The following is a 15,769-nucleotide window of genomic DNA, read 5'->3' as shown; positions in this document are numbered from 1 at the left end:
ATGAAATGGAACTCTTTAAAGACTAAAGCAGCACTTGCATCTACTGCACTGCTTTCTACTGTTGCACAAGCTGGTCCAGATTTAGGTGAAGCTCAGCAACAAGCGACCAACTGGCATGCGATTATCATGTTCGCAATTTTCGTTGGTCTTACCTTGTTCATCACTAAATGGGCTGCAAAACAAACCACCAATACAGCAGACTTCTATACAGCTGGCGGTGGTATCTCAGGTTTCCAAAATGGTTTGGCGATTGCTGGTGACTACATGTCAGCTGCATCGTTCTTGGGTATTTCTGCAATGGTGTTTAGCTCAGGTTTTGATGGTCTGCTTTATTCACTAGGTTTCATGGTTGGTTGGCCAGTGGTACTGTTCTTGGTTGCTGAACGTCTGCGTAACTTAGGTAAATACAACCTTTCTGATGTAGTTTCATTCCGCTTAGAAGAAAAGCCGGTACGTACACTTGCTGCAATCAGTTCTTTGGTTGTTGTTGCATTCTATTTGATTGCACAAATGGTGGGTGCAGGACAGCTAATCAAACTTCTTTTTGGTTTGAACTATAACATTGCAGTGGTGATCGTTGGTCTTCTGATGATGGCTTATGTGATCTTTGGTGGCATGTTGGCGACTACATGGGTACAGATCATTAAAGCGGTGATGTTGCTTTCAGGTGCAACATTCATGGCGTTCATGGTGATGCATTCTGTAGGCTATAGCTTCTCTGAAATGTTTAAACAATCTATCGATGTATTTGCAAAAGTGCATGATGTAAGCATCGAAGATGCAACTAAGATCATGGGTCCAGGTAGCTTGACGAAAAACCCATTAGATGCATTATCGCTTGGTTTAGCATTAATGTTTGGTACCGCAGGTTTACCACATATCTTAATGCGTTTCTTTACTGTTAAAGACGCAAAAGAAGCGCGTAAATCAGTTGTTGTGGCAACAGGTTTCATTGGTTACTTCTACTTATTAACATTCATTATCGGCTTCGGTGCGATTCTGTTCGTATCAAACAACCCACAATTCATTGATGTAGCAAAAATGGCTGTAACTGGCAAACTAGAATTAGTTGGCGGTAACAACATGGCAGCGGTACACCTTGCTGATGCAGTGGGTGGCGATCTGTTCATGGGCTTCATTTCAGCAGTGGCGTTCGCAACTATTCTTGCAGTTGTTGCAGGTTTGACACTTTCAGGTGCTTCTGCAATTTCACATGACTTATATGCAAACGTAATCAAAAAAGGTCAAACTACACCTGAATCTGAATTACGTATGTCTAAGATCGCAACTTTAGGTCTAGCAATTTTCGCGATGATCTTAGGTATTTTGTTCGAAAAACAAAACGTTGCTTTCATGGTTGGTTTGGCATTCTCCGTAGCTGCATGTGCAAACTTCCCAGTGTTGGTACTTTCAATGTTCTGGAAAGGCTTAACGACACGTGGTGCAGTTATTGGTGGTGTTGTTGGTCTAGTAACAGCAGTGACTTTAATTATCTTATCGAAAGCTGTTTGGGTAGATACATTAAAAATCTCTGATACACCAATCAACTCATTCAATGGTCCTGCAATCTTCGCTATGCCGTTAGCCTTCATTTGCTGCTGGTTGTTCTCTGTGACTGATAAATCAGCACGTGCGCAAGCAGAACGCAAAGCATTTGATGCACAGTTTGTACGCTCACAAACAGGTATTGGCATCTCAGGTGCTTCAGATCACTAATTGATTTCGAATCAACTCAAAAACACCTTTTCGAAGGTGTTTTTTTATGGGTTTTCAATTTGAAAGCCTTCATGTCCCTTTTATAACAGGACTAGGTGCTTGAATAATTTAGAGTAGAAATAAAGCTTGAAAAGCGCACGATTTAGCATGTTATAAATAGGATGAATTATCTCAATTTATAGATTGAACAATAAGGTAAAATTTAAACAATTTATCAAATTGAATGAATATGTTAATTTGAAGTTTTAAAACAATAACCAGAAATTATTTATGCAATCAATCGTCGAATTTTGGAAAGGATTCAAGCAATTGCCTTCGGCATGGCTATTATTGGTGCAATTGCTGATTTTGGTTTTGTCTGTGTACACCAATGCCAGTAGAAGCTATCAAATTCTTACATGGCTGCTTGGGGTGTCTGCATTGTTGATCATTGCCAAGGTAATACGACAAACACCAACATTTACCGTGCTTGGGTTAAGCTTTGTGTTGGGGGCTTTTTCGTTATCTTTTTTGATGCTGATCGGTTTTCATTCCGTTACTTTGCAAATTATCGCCCATGCTTTTGAAGCAGCAGCATATTTTTGTGCTGCTTATGGACTGATCCGTTATATGTTTGCAGACCGTTACCTTACCAAAGATGAGTTATTTGCTGCTGGGGCAGTTTTTACCCTGATTGCTTGGGGCTTTGCCTTTTTATACAGTATTTGCCAATTATTGGTTCCACAAAGCTTTCAAAACCCCAATCATGTTGCGGATTATCAGTCTTGGCTGGATTTATTGTTTATTAGTTTTAGTTTGCAATCTGCAACTGGATTGTCGGATTTGATCCCTGTTGCACCCGCAGCACGTGTGATTTCGATGTTGCAAATGTTTTGTGGTGTGATGTATTTTGCGCTGATCGTTTCACGTATGATTGCACTGCAATATATTGAAAATAAACCAAAATAACGTGAAAACTATCTTGTTACATTTGCTAAATTGTTGAAAATATTAATTTAAATTATAATGTGTGCTGAATCTAATCGCTGTTCTACGGGATTCGTCTTTTTTCACTATTGTGAATGCCTTTTTTGACTTTAATACGTCTGTCCTTTTAATATAAAAACCTGGGGGAAATATGCCTTCCAAAAAAATCACTTGGTTTGACAATATCAATCCAAATGTTTTCTTGAGCACTGTTGGAATAATTGCGCTGTTTTTAGCGGTGGTTATCTTTGCACCTAATGCCTTTGAACTGATGACCACGCAAATGAATAAATGGATCACGGATTCATTTAGCTGGTTCTATGTTTTGTCTGTCGCAATTTTTTTAATTTTGCTTATTTTTATTGCCTTTTCTGAGATGGGCAAAATTAAACTCGGTCCAGATCACAGTCAGCCTGAATATAGCAATGGGTCATGGTTTGCCATGCTGTTTACCGCTGGTATGGGCATCGGTTTGATGTTCTTTAGTGTGGCTGAACCAGTCATGCACTATGTCAACCCACCTACTGGAGATCCCCAAAGTATTGACTCTGCGCAACAAGCGATGAGAATTACCTTTTTCCATTGGGGTTTACACGCTTGGGCGATCTATGCTGTGGTTGGTCTAACACTGGCTTATTTTGCTTTCCGTTATCATTTACCACTAAAAGTCCGTTCGGGCCTATATCCAATTATTGGACGCAGGATTTATGGACCTATTGGTGATGCCGTGGATACCTTTGCGACCATTGGTACGGTATTTGGTGTTGCCACGACTTTAGGTTTCGGTGTAACCCAAATTAACTCTGGCTTGAGCTATTTATTCGGCTGGGAAAGTAATATTACAACGCAAATTATATTGATCATCATCGTCAGTACACTTGCGTCACTGTCCGTATTTTTAGGCTTGGATAAAGGAATTAAAAGACTTTCTGAGCTGAATCTGGTTTTGGCTTTGCTACTCCTTGTTTTTATTTTTCTCGCCAGTTCAAGTGTTTATATTTTACAAGCCACAATTCAAAATGCTGGACAATACATCTCTAATTTATTCACCATGACCTTTAATTTATATGCCTATCAATCCAATGGTTGGATCGGTGGGTGGACCATTGTGTATTGGGCATGGTGGATTTCATGGTCACCATTTGTGGGGATGTTTATTGCCCGTGTTTCGAAAGGGCGTACCATTCGAGAGTTTATTGTTGGCGTTTTGCTGATTCCGACAGGTTTTACCCTGATCTGGATGGGCTTTATTGGTAATGCTGCATTATTCAGTATTTTGCAACAGGGGCAAGACAGTTTGATGGCTGCTGTGCAAAAAGATTCTTCAGTGGCATTGTTTGAATTCCTCGCTCATTTACCTTTCGCAGGAATCTCAAGTCTAATCGCGACGGTACTTGTGGTTCTATTTTTTGTCACCTCAGCAGATTCTGGTGCATTGGTTACCGACTATCTCACAGCAAAGTCTGATAATTCACCGACTTGGCAACGTTTGTTTTGGACCATTTTAATGGCAGTACTTTCGATCATTCTATTAATGGTGGGTGGGCTTAGTGCATTACAATCTGCGACAATGATGAGTGCATTGCCATTCACATTTATTATGCTGTTGTTATGTTGGGGCTTAGTGAAAGCACTTCGTGTGGATGTGACCAAAATGCAAGCTTTACAAGTCGCAAGAATTACTCCAAGAGCTGTACAAAACCCACGAAGTTGGCAACAACGTCTAGGCTTAATTATGCATTATCCGCATACACAAGCTGAGGTGCATGAATATATCCAATCTCATGTGATTAAAGCTTTTGAAAGTATTCGTTTTGAATTCAAACGCCGTCATTTGAATGTCGTCATCAAAGAATTGGAAGATGGTGTTCAGTTGAGTGTAGATCATCATGACGAACTAAATTTTATTTATAAAGTAATGGTGCGGGAAATGGTTGCACCCAGCTTTATGATGAATGAACAGCATCAACAAACAGATGACTTTTATCAAGCTGAAGTATTTTTAAGAGAGGGCGGTCAGAACTATGATGTGATGGAGTGGACACAGGAAGACTTGATTCAAGACATCATTGATCAATATGAACGTCACTTGCATTTTTTAAATGTGCTGAGAAGCTAAGTTATTTATCTTCAAGCAATAAAAAAGGACTCGTGAGAGTCCTTTTTTACAGATTCGATTTCTAAGTTATTAGAAACGGAATTTAGCGTTTAAGCCAACAGTTTGCGTATCACCAAAGTAAGAGATAGCTTGTTCTTTCTTCGCTTCGTAGTTTGCATTTACATAGCTTGCACCAACTGCAATCGCAGGAGTGATGAAGTAGTTTACGTTCGCACCCCAAGCTGAATCTGGAGAACCTTCGTAGCTAGAAGCTGCGTAAGAAGCACCAATGCTTAATTGTGGGTTCAAATAGAAATCAGTTTTGAATTGGTATGCAGTTGCATCACCATAGATAATGCCTGATTCAAATGCTAAAGACATGTTCGTACCGTCAATACCACCAACGTATTTAGCACGTGCAGTGATTGCGTCTTGATCTTCACCAATTGTTGCAGCTTCAGCAGTTGCTTTAGCAACACCGTTACCCATTACATTGAATGCATCTAAAGCAACTTGGTCAGCAACGTTGGTATAACCAACTGCAACCAAGAAGTTTTGAGTAGGTAAAGCACCTAATTCTAAAGCAAAACGGTCGCCTTGATCGTTAGATAAGCCGTGTTTGCCATCAAGAATTGTGTGGCTATAAGATACGCTTGCATAAGCAGGAACATATGGTGTTGGAACATAAGCTTCAGCTTTAGCGCCATAGTTGTGTGCAGTTACGCCAGCATCTAATTCGCCATAGTTGTACGCTAAAGATACGTTAGAAGCTTGGTTTAAGAACGCTGCTTCAGCCAAAGGACCTTTAGAAGAGTCAACATTTTTGAAGTAGAAAGTACCTTGAAGACCACCAGTGAAGTCTTTGTCATTTTCAGTTGTATCGATATACTCTGATTGACCTTGAACTTCAAATTGGTATGCTTGTGCGCCGGTCATGGCTAATAATAGAGCAGTGGCTAAACCGAGTTTTTTCATAATCTTTTCCAATAGGAGAAATTGGTGAAACACACGGCATTGTATTGTAACAAGATATTAAGTCAATGATGTTTAAGACGTATGTTTACAAAGCAGATACATGAAAAAAACACTGTTTAAAAAACGAACATTTGTTTAGCTTCAAGTCAACCTTAGAAAAAGTTTAATCAGAACAAGTAAATAAAACTAAAGAGCAGTAATATTTATTAAAAAAAGGATGGCAAAATACGAATTTTATTGATTTGTTTTTTCTATTGTATTCTGTTGTTAATTTGTATTTTCGATGGTTTTTTTGCAATCAATGTCAAGAAAATGTCATTAAAATCTGCTTAGCTGGCATAAAATATGTGATTTAATATTCATTTTATTTAATAAAGTGTTAGCTGTGGCGCAATTATTAGTAAAAACGATAATATTTCTATATCCGATCAATTTAATAGGTTTTACAAAGTGTGATGGATTTTAGATAATAAGTCTATAAAGTTCATTGCTATTCAATGAGTTTTTTTAAATTCGCAGTTTATATGCCCAGCTTTCCCCAAGGTTGGGCTTTTTTTTGTTTAAAAATCAATAAATTTTCATCAAATCAGGTAGGGGGAGAAATTTCGCACCAATATAGTGCTAAACTTAACCTATCTAAGATAGGGTTGGCATGATTTTTGCCAAAAAAAATCCCAATTTTCAAAGAAAACTGGGATTTTTCGCCAAAATCTGGAGCAAAGCTAAAGTTTCTGCTGAGGAAAACCTAATTATTGCCCTAATGAGGTGCATTATGCACCAATATATTGCACATGTAAATATTTTCTTACATTCTTGGCACAATATATTTTTCCATGATCTCTACGATTTCAATTTTTCAGCATGTTAGAGTGGTATTTAAGGTCACCAATATCATGAAGTTTAAAATGAAAGGTTTATTTTGTGTCATCCTCAGTAGTTTGGCATTTTCAGGTTGTGTTTATGATTCAAAACTACAACGCCCAGTCATATCAGAGCGAGAAACTGAGATTCCTTTATTATTTAATCAAGCACAGACTCAAGCTGTGTTTGTTACTTATGATGGGATTCATCTAAAAAGTTATGGTAATGATCTAAGCCGAGCAAAGACTGAATATATTCCTGCATCTACATTTAAGATGTTGAATGCTTTAATTGGCTTGCAAAATGCAAAAGCAACCAATACTGAAGTATTTCATTGGAATGGTGAAAAGCGCGCTTTTTCAGCATGGGAAAAAGATATGACTTTGGCAGAAGCGATGCAGGCTTCAGCTGTTCCTGTATATCAAGAGCTTGCTCGACGTATTGGCTTGGAATTGATGCGTGAAGAAGTGAAGCGTGTAGGTTTTGGCAATGCGGAGATTGGTCAGCAAGTCGATAATTTTTGGTTGGTGGGTCCTTTAAAAATCTCCCCTGAACAAGAAGTTCAATTTGCCTATCAACTGGCAATGAAGCAATTGCCTTTTGATTCAAATGTACAGCAACAAGTCAAAGATATGCTTTATATCGAGAGACGTGGTGACAGTAAACTGTATGCTAAAAGTGGTTGGGGAATGGATGTTGAACCTCAAGTGGGTTGGTATACGGGATGGGTTGAACAACCCAATGGCAAGGTGACTGCATTTGCGTTAAATATGAACATGCAAGCAGGTAATGATCCAGCTGAACGTAAACAATTAACCTTAAGTATTTTGGACAAATTGGGTCTATTTTTTTATTTAAGATAAATGCATGAGTTAAAAAAATGCCCAGTTTATTGGGGGTAACTGGGCATTGAAAAGGGTATATTTTCAAAATGTGATAATTCATTTGATTTTTATATTTTAAGAATAATCTATTTATATGTAAAATGTTAATTTTCAATATCACTTATCTGTAAAAGCGATAGTATAGTGAATGCAATAAACAGACTGAAGTTTAAATACTTGGGTAGAATTGATTCAGATACCCTATAATATAGCCAAATTTTTTAGATTCATTCGACATTACTTCCCATAGGGTCATGACGATGGTGCAGGAACTCCGATCAGAACAAATAAGCACCCGTTTGCTTATCCTTATGTCAGTCATTATTTTGTCCGTTTTATTGATCGCTGTTCCTCAAATTATCAGTAATTATCAAGAATATGTTCGTTCAAAGAGAATTTTAGTCGATATTCAAACCTTACAAATTTTTGCAGAAACATCAAATAAAATATCACGAGAAAGGGCACCAACGAATAAGGCAATGTCGAGCTCAACCCAAGATTTGTCTGAAAATATGAAAGCCTTGCAAGATTATCGTAAGGGGGTGGATCGGCAAATTGATCTAACTGTCGAATCTTTAAGGCAGACAGGCTTCAATGCTTTAGCGGATCAGGTGGATGTACAGTTAAGACATGATTTAGCTGTCGCACGGGGGAAGGTCGATGCTTATTTGGCATTGCCTGCAAAAGAACGTACTTCTGTTCAAATGGATCAAGCAATTCAGGGGATGTTTGCTGCATGGGATAGCTGTAGAGCCATGTTACAGCGCTTAATCAATGACTCAAAAAAAATAAATAGTGATGTGACGGACTATGCATCTATCGTATTGATCTTGGCGGATTTACGAGATCAATCGGGGCGTGTGGCTTCCAATATTATGGCACCACTGAGTTTTTCAGAGCCTATTCCTGAATATAACAAAGCGCGCTCACTACAGACTCAAGAGCAAGTAAAATACTTATGGCGTTTGATGGATACCATGCAAATGGAAAATTTAAAAACGCCAGCATATCTACATTTATACGCTCAAGTAAAAAGCCAATTTATTGATCAAGGATTACCGACTGTTAATCGTTTAATTGAGGAAAGTTCACATCAGCAAGCTTATTTTTTAACAGCCAATCAGTTGACTGATGTTTTGGTTGGGAAATTCAATTCAGTGATCGACTTACAAAAGTATTTATTGGAAACACATGCGTTGAGTGCTCAAGCACAATTGGAGTCGGAGCAACGTCAGTTTTTGATCACATTATTTATCTCGCTTTTGTCATTGGCTGTGGCGATTTTTACCATGTTATATACTAGGAAAAAACTCTTTGAGCCTTTGATTTATGCTAGAAATATGATTTTAGAGTTATCACAAGTTCAAGAGCGTGACTATATGGGCGCTGTTTCTACCGCTCCTAGTAAAGAAGTGCACACATTGAAAGATGCCATTGATAAATTAAAAGAAATGTTAAAACAGCGTGATGCTTTTGAATTTCAATTACAGAACAGTGCCAATACGGACATTTTAACCGGAGTTTCGAATCGTTTGGCATTAGAAGATTATTTAAAAAATATTGCCACTCAAACAGAACGTTTTGAAAAACTCACACTAATCATGGTGGATATTGATAATTTTAAATATGTGAATGATCAATTTGGGCATATCCTAGGCGATTCTGTCATTGTGGAAATTGCCCAGTGTCTAAAAGCCAATATTGCCCAGTCAAATTTGATTGTACGTTTTGGTGGCGATGAGTTTTTGATTTTAATTGATCAAGTCGAGTGGGATTGGGCGTTGCAAATTGCTGAAAGTATTTTGGCAGATGTTTCCCAGTTGAAATTTAATCATACACCTTCAACAGATCACTTGAATGTTTCCGTAAGTATTGGCGTAGCAACAGGGGCAAAGAATTGGGAAGATTTATTCGCGCAAGCGGATGCATCTTTATTTAAAGCAAAGGCACAAGGTCGCAATAAAGTCGTGGGATAGTTCATTCAAACACGGTTATTTGAGATTCACTTTTTTTAATTCCCGATATAACTGATCCAGAAATTGCTGTTGTTCAGTATCATGTTTAAAGTAGCGTTGATAAAGCACACTACAATTTTCTACATCAGCTATATTATTCAGATTAAATGACCAATCGTTATTATTTTTAATTGTAATTCCAAGATGGTCATTACAACTTTTCCATAATTTTGAAAATCTCGTGCTTTGACTCGGTGATAACTTTTCGAATTCTGCATGAACACTATAACCGCGCATTTGTGAATTGAAAAATTTCTCGATCATACTGACGGGTACGCCACCCCATATGATGTTTTGTCCACTTGGCATCAAAATGGATTGTAGTTTATTTTCATTCATGAGTTGATTTTGTTTGCCTGTCTTAAAACTTTGTTTCTCATAGGTCAGTATAGTCCCTGCCGGTACATTTATTTTTTTAATGATCATGGGTTGTGTAGTGACGAAATATGGATAGTTGGGGCGACCATTTCCACCAGCTGGATTCATATTGCCGATACAGCCGCTGAGTAAAGCAATACTGGGGATCAAAAAGCATGGGTAAAGAAACTTCATATGATGAATATCCTGTGCTATGGATTGATCTTGCCTTGTATAAATTGGAAATGCAAAATTTTTACAGTTAAAAGACAGAGTAATGAGCCAAGATATAGATCAGAAAACCTGACATATAAGCTAATAATTGACGGATAGATGGGTAAAAGACAAATATCAAAGTGGATAAAAAATATCAGTTATATATGTTAATTTTAATTATAAAGACTTAGAGTCCTCTATGCCCCTTTAACGACGAGCATAGAGACGTGAGCCCTCTCTAAAACAAGAGAGGGCAGAAATGCAATAAATCGCCTTACTTCAACAACGGTTTTAGGAATTTCGCTGTATGTGAAACTTTCGATTTAACCACATCTTCTGGTGTGCCTTCAGCAATAATTTGACCACCACCTGAACCACCTTCAGGACCTAAGTCAATTACCCAGTCCGCAGTTTTAATCACATCCAGATTATGCTCAATCACCACAATCGTATTGCCCTTATTGCGAAGCTCATGCAGGATGTCTAAAAGCTTGGCAATATCGTGGAAGTGTAAGCCCGTCGTTGGTTCGTCAAGGACATATAAGGTTTTGCCTGTATCTCTCTTTGCCAATTCACGTGCCAATTTAACACGTTGTGCTTCACCACCAGACAAAGTGGTTGCTGACTGACCTAAACGAATATAGCCTAAACCCACTTGGTTTAAGGTTTCTAATCGACGGTGAATGACAGGAATTGCATCAAAGAAATGCATGGCATCTTCAACCGTCATTTCCAACACATCAGAAATATTTTTACCTTTATAGCCGACTTCCAAAGTTTCACGGTTATAACGTTGACCATGGCAGGCATCACAAGGCACGTACATATCAGGCAAGAAATGCATCGCCACTTTGATCATGCCATCACCTTCACAGGCTTCGCAACGACCACCTTTGACGTTGAAAGAGAAACGACCTGCGGCATAACCACGTGCTTTCGCTTCAGGTGTTTGAGCAAATAATTCACGAATCGGGGTGAATAAACCTGTATAGGTTGCAGGATTGGAGCGTGGTGTACGTCCAATCGGGCTTTGGTCAATATCGACCACTTTATCAAGGAATTGCAAGCCATCAATCGAGTCGAACTTTTCCGCCGTTAAGGTGGTTGCACCATTGAGTTGAGTTGCAGCCAAAGGCAATAGCGTACGGTTGATCAGTGTTGATTTTCCTGAACCAGAAACCCCTGTCACACAGGTCATCACACCCAAAGGTATGCTCAGATCAACATTTTTAAGGTTATGACCTGCTGCGCCCATCAGTTTAATTTGCTCATCAGGTTTTGGCGGTGTTACACGCTGTTTAGGCACTGCGATTTTTAATTTTCCAGATAAGTATTTACCAGTTAAAGAATCTTCATTGCTTGCCAATTCTTCATAAGTACCTTCTGCAATGACATGGCCGCCATGGATACCAGCGCCAGGACCAATATCAATAATATGGTCAGCGGCACGAATGGCATCTTCATCATGTTCAACCACCAATACCGTATTGCCAAGATCACGCAATCGTACCAATGTTTCAAGTAAACGGTCATTATCACGTTGATGTAAACCGATAGATGGTTCATCTAAAACATACATCACGCCCATTAAGCCTGCACCGATTTGCGAAGCAAGGCGAATACGCTGTGCTTCACCTCCTGAAAGGGTTTCAGCCGAACGTGAAAGGCTTAAATAATTTAAACCAACGGAAACAAGGAAATGCAAACGCTCACGAATTTCTTTAAAAATCTTATCGGCAATTTCACCTTTGGCACCTTCAAGATTTAAATCTTGATAGTAGCTTTCAGCATCACCAATCGACATTTTAGTTATTTGAGCAATGGTTTTATCTTTTACCCGAACATGACGGGAAATTTCATTTAAGCGTGAGCCACCACAAGCATCACAAGCGGCATTTGATAAATATTGTGCCAAATCATCGCGAACATAATTCGATTCAGTTTCACGATAGCGGCGTTCTAAATGGGGCAAAATACCTTCGAAAGGTTGTACTCGATTGTGCTTACGACCACGTTCATCGATATAGCTTAAATCAACTTTTTCCTTGCCTGTTCCATACAGAAATTTCTTTTTGGTTTCTGCATCCAGCTCATTCCATGGTGTATCTAATGAAAAACCGAAATGATCTGCAACTTTTTGAATCATGCTGTAGTAGTAAGGGCGTTGTCTGTCCCAACCACGTATCGCCCCTTGGCTAATAGATACATCAGGGCTAGGGATTAATTTTTCAGCGCTAAAGTGGCTTCGCGTACCCAAACCATCACAGACAGGGCAGGCACCGAAAGGATTGTTGAACGAAAACAGACGGGGTTCAAGTTCGGCTACTGCACGATCACATTCAGGGCATGAGTGCTTTGCAGAAAACACACGATCAGGCTGCTCACCGCTCATCCACGATAGAACTGCAATATCACCACCTAGACGTAGTGCTGTTTCAAAGCTTTCTGCAATACGGTTCCCTAAATCGTCACGTACTTTAAAGCGATCAACAACCACTTCGATGGTATGTTTTTTCTTTTTATCCAGCTCTGGCGGAGTATCGATATCAATCACTTCACCATCAACACGCGCACGGACAAAACCTTGACTTTGTAATTGTTCAAACAGATTGGTGTATTCACCTTTACGCTCACGAACCACAGGTGCAAGTAGCATTAACGCTGTACCTTCTTCTAGAGCTTTAACTGCATCTACCATTTCAGAAACAGTTTGTGCAACCATGGGTAAGTCATGTTCAGGGCAATAGGGTGTACCTACACGTGCATAGAGTAGACGTAGATAGTCATAAATCTCAGTGATGGTTCCGACTGTTGAACGAGGGTTATGGCTGGTCGACTTTTGTTCGATGGCAATCGCAGGGCTTAAACCTTCAATTGAGTCGACTTCTGGTTTTTCCATTTGTGAGAGGAATTGACGTGCATAGGCAGAGAGGGATTCAACATAACGACGTTGACCTTCAGCATATAAAGTATCAAAAGCCAGTGATGATTTTCCTGAGCCTGAAAGTCCCGTGATCACCACAAACTTGTCACGTGGAATATCGAGTGACACATTTTTTAAATTATGGGTACGTGCGCCTCGAATACGGATATGACTTTGACTCATAAAACTTTCTCGAAATTATGCGAATTAAAGTGCTATATGATAGCGATTTAATTTTGTTCAAGCTGTAAAAAATAGTTTTTAAGCGACAAATTGTGTCATCTAACTGACCATTTTTTAAAAGCTACCACAATCAATGTTTTACATAAAATAATAAGATTCATAGCATTAGACTGATTGTGATTTATTTTATTGGTCTAATTTTTATACGTTCAATATGACAATATAATTTATTTAAAATGAAATGCTTATGAAATAACCAGTTTCATATATCAAAAGTTGAGTCTGTATTTTTTTACCCAACGGGTTGGTTTGTTTTGAGTGTTTGGTTATGACTACTGAATTAGAGGAAAAACCATTTATCTAGAAAAACAGATTGTAAGACAACTATTCTGCGATTGGTTATTATTTTTACTGTAACATATGTGATGTGTATCGCATTTACAGGGGCTTAAAAATGAATATACACAAACTTATATGTGTTCTTTGTTTGGTATTTTCGTGCAATGTTTTTGCAGAAGATGCTACGCCAGTCCTGTTTGACCAAGTTTTACAGCTTAAACCAAATCAATTGTATGAAGTGGAATTAGAACATGTTCAACCTGGCGATCAGATTTGGACAGCTGTATATTTAGTCGGACGTCAAAACTTCCCTGGATTGACGTCAAAAGCAGATTTTATACTTGAAAATCAAGGCTTATTAAATAAAGCGAAGCCAAGCGAACATTCCACGCAGCAAACCTTGATTGCAGAGCAACTTACACAAACCAATCAGTATTCATTTCATCAATTTAAAGCGTTAACCGCTTTGTTGGATGAAAACGCTGTTCAACTTATTCAAGACCCCAAATTAGAAAAGACCGACACCATTCGTATCTACAGTCAGCTGAATGATTGGATTCCAGAATACAATACTTATGAACCGATAAAGGTTAAATTTGGCATTCAAAATGCAGTGGATTTTGATGTTGTTGCTGCCTATGTTTTAGTAGGCAAAGGTGAAAAACCAGCTGCGCTGACTGAATTAAACTTTAAAAATATCAAACACTCTTATCTGACGACAAGTATCCCACCTATAAAAGCAGATTTTAGCCAAACAGAGACCAACAAATCTGAATACCATTTAAGCCGAAGTGAAATTAAATTCATCTTTTTCCTCGGTGCGTTAGCGGCAATGGCTTTTTTTGCCTTTATTCATCGTGGCAAATTGAAACGTGCATTCTAATTCAACATTGTGTTGATTTTGGATGAAATAAGCTGATTTTTTAGATTTCAAAAGGATAATGTTGGCGTAAACTCTTGCTCAGATCTGATGTTTGTTTGAGTGGTATTCAATGTTGTCTTTATTTTTGAAATGCAGTATCGGTGCAGCAGTAGTTTTACTGATTTCAATTCTTTCAAAAAGTAAGACATTTTATATTGCGGGCTTGGTTCCACTGTTTCCCACCTTTGCACTGATCGCACATGTAATCGTAGCTCAAGAAAAAGGTGCCGAAGCGTTAAAACAAACCGCTTTATTCGGAATATGGTCACTCGTTCCTTATTTTATTTATTTGTTGGTGGTTTATTTATTGGCAACAAAACTTTCAATGTGGTCTTGTTTTGGCGTTGCGACATTGTGTTGGATTGTAGCTGCTGCAGGTTTAATTTATGGATGGCAAATATTCCACCAATGATATAGTCGTTTTAGTCCTGCTTTGAAGTAATTGCATCTGTATTCAATGTTATTGATCTAATTTGAATAGATTGATCAAAAGTTGAACCCTATCAGACTGAATAAGATGAGTTTTTGAAAATTCATCTTATTCATTCCATCGATTGACGATATAAAGCTTAGACGACGAATTGTTTAGGCGCTTCTAAGTTTTTAATTGCATTATAGATTTGATCAGCATGGTTACACACAATCAGTTTGGCACGATGTTGTGGTGGTAAAAAGCCTTCAACAACAGCATGATCTAACTGGGCAATCAAATGGTCATAAAATCCATTCACGTTATATAACATCATGGGTTTTTGATGTTGATTGAGTTGTCCCCATGTGGCGACTTCTAAGATTTCTTCAAAGGTTCCAAAACCACCTGGAAGAGCAACAAAGGCACTGGCACGATCTGCCATCATGGCTTTTCGTTCATGCATACTTTGTACGATGTGTAGTTCAGTCAGTTGATTATGTGCAATTTCATAATCCAGCATAAATTCAGGGATCACGCCTACAACATCACCACCATGTTCAGTCACGGTATCTGCAACTTGTCCCATCAAACCGATACTGGCACCACCATAGACAATGCCAAAACCATGTTCGGCTATGCCTTGAGCCAATTGAATTGCTTTTTCTCTATAAGTCGGATTATTTCCAGGTCGGGAGCCACAATACAGTGCAATTAAACATTGAGTTGCTTTAGGAGTTTGCTGATCTAATTCTAACGATTCATTTATCATTACAGGCAATACACTATTCATCATTTATTTTTTCACCTTAACTTATCATGTTCTTATGTATTTCGACTACCTTAAGCAAGAAATATGACAAAAACATGTTGCGTTATAGGCACTTTTGCAATGATTTGTATCG

Annotated in this window: 11 protein-coding genes; 7 read left to right on the top strand and 4 right to left on the bottom strand. The window is 38.4% G+C overall.

The window, feature by feature from the left end:
- From F938_RS19600 to F938_RS19590, 3 genes are all read left to right on the top strand, one after another.
- Positions 1-1,716, top strand: coding sequence for a cation acetate symporter (locus F938_RS19600; protein ID WP_005034517.1), 1,716 nt, complete (start codon positions 1-3; stop codon positions 1,714-1,716).
- A gap of 270 nt (positions 1,717-1,986) precedes the next feature.
- A complete protein-coding gene (locus F938_RS19595) occupies positions 1,987-2,664 on the top strand; it encodes an ion channel (RefSeq protein ID WP_004825636.1) in 678 nt (225 codons plus the stop codon).
- A 169-nt stretch (positions 2,665-2,833) separates the two neighbouring features.
- Positions 2,834-4,801, top strand: coding sequence for a BCCT family transporter (locus F938_RS19590; protein WP_004825635.1), 1,968 nt, complete (start codon positions 2,834-2,836; stop codon positions 4,799-4,801).
- Between the two features lie 69 nt (positions 4,802-4,870).
- Here the strand turns inward: F938_RS19590 and omp33-36 are convergent, their stop codons facing one another.
- On the bottom strand, positions 4,871-5,755 hold the full coding sequence (omp33-36, locus tag F938_RS19585) for a porin Omp33-36 (RefSeq protein ID WP_004825632.1): 885 nt from the start codon (positions 5,753-5,755) through the stop codon (positions 4,871-4,873).
- A 905-nt stretch (positions 5,756-6,660) separates the two neighbouring features.
- Here omp33-36 and blaOXA point away from each other — a divergent pair.
- Both blaOXA and F938_RS19570 read left to right on the top strand, forming a co-directional pair.
- Positions 6,661-7,479, top strand: a complete 819-nt coding sequence (gene blaOXA, locus F938_RS19575) for an OXA-229 family carbapenem-hydrolyzing class D beta-lactamase (protein ID WP_010591094.1) — start codon at positions 6,661-6,663, stop codon at positions 7,477-7,479.
- 281 nt (positions 7,480-7,760) lie between these two features.
- Positions 7,761-9,476, top strand: a complete 1,716-nt coding sequence (locus F938_RS19570) for a GGDEF domain-containing protein (RefSeq protein WP_005034512.1) — start codon at positions 7,761-7,763, stop codon at positions 9,474-9,476.
- 15 nt (positions 9,477-9,491) lie between these two features.
- Here the strand turns inward: F938_RS19570 and F938_RS19565 are convergent, their stop codons facing one another.
- Together F938_RS19565 and uvrA are read right to left on the bottom strand one after the other, a co-directional pair.
- Positions 9,492-10,067 (bottom strand): hypothetical protein, encoded by a 576-nt coding sequence (locus F938_RS19565; protein WP_005034511.1) that lies wholly within the window; start codon positions 10,065-10,067, stop codon positions 9,492-9,494.
- Between the two features lie 295 nt (positions 10,068-10,362).
- Positions 10,363-13,194 carry an excinuclease ABC subunit UvrA gene (uvrA, locus tag F938_RS19560; protein WP_005034507.1) on the bottom strand — a complete coding sequence of 944 codons (2,832 nt, stop codon included), beginning with the start codon at positions 13,192-13,194 and terminating at the stop codon, positions 10,363-10,365.
- Between the two features lie 454 nt (positions 13,195-13,648).
- Between uvrA and F938_RS19555 the strand changes: the two genes are divergently transcribed.
- Together F938_RS19555 and F938_RS19550 are read left to right on the top strand one after the other, a co-directional pair.
- Positions 13,649-14,416 (top strand): hypothetical protein, encoded by a 768-nt coding sequence (locus tag F938_RS19555; protein ID WP_005034505.1) that lies wholly within the window; start codon positions 13,649-13,651, stop codon positions 14,414-14,416.
- A gap of 109 nt (positions 14,417-14,525) precedes the next feature.
- Positions 14,526-14,867 (top strand): GlpM family protein, encoded by a 342-nt coding sequence (locus F938_RS19550; protein ID WP_005034503.1) that lies wholly within the window; start codon positions 14,526-14,528, stop codon positions 14,865-14,867.
- A gap of 157 nt (positions 14,868-15,024) precedes the next feature.
- On the opposite strand, the gene F938_RS19545 is transcribed toward F938_RS19550, so the two are convergent.
- Complete coding sequence (locus F938_RS19545; protein WP_004825617.1) at positions 15,025-15,660, bottom strand: LOG family protein; 636 nt, start codon at positions 15,658-15,660, stop codon at positions 15,025-15,027.
- Positions 15,661-15,769: the final 109 nt, after the last annotated feature.

The sequence above is a fragment of the Acinetobacter bereziniae LMG 1003 = CIP 70.12 genome (assembly GCF_000368925.1).
Lineage (GTDB): Bacteria > Pseudomonadota > Gammaproteobacteria > Pseudomonadales > Moraxellaceae > Acinetobacter > Acinetobacter bereziniae.
This window is presented reverse-complemented; position numbering and strand designations above follow the sequence as displayed.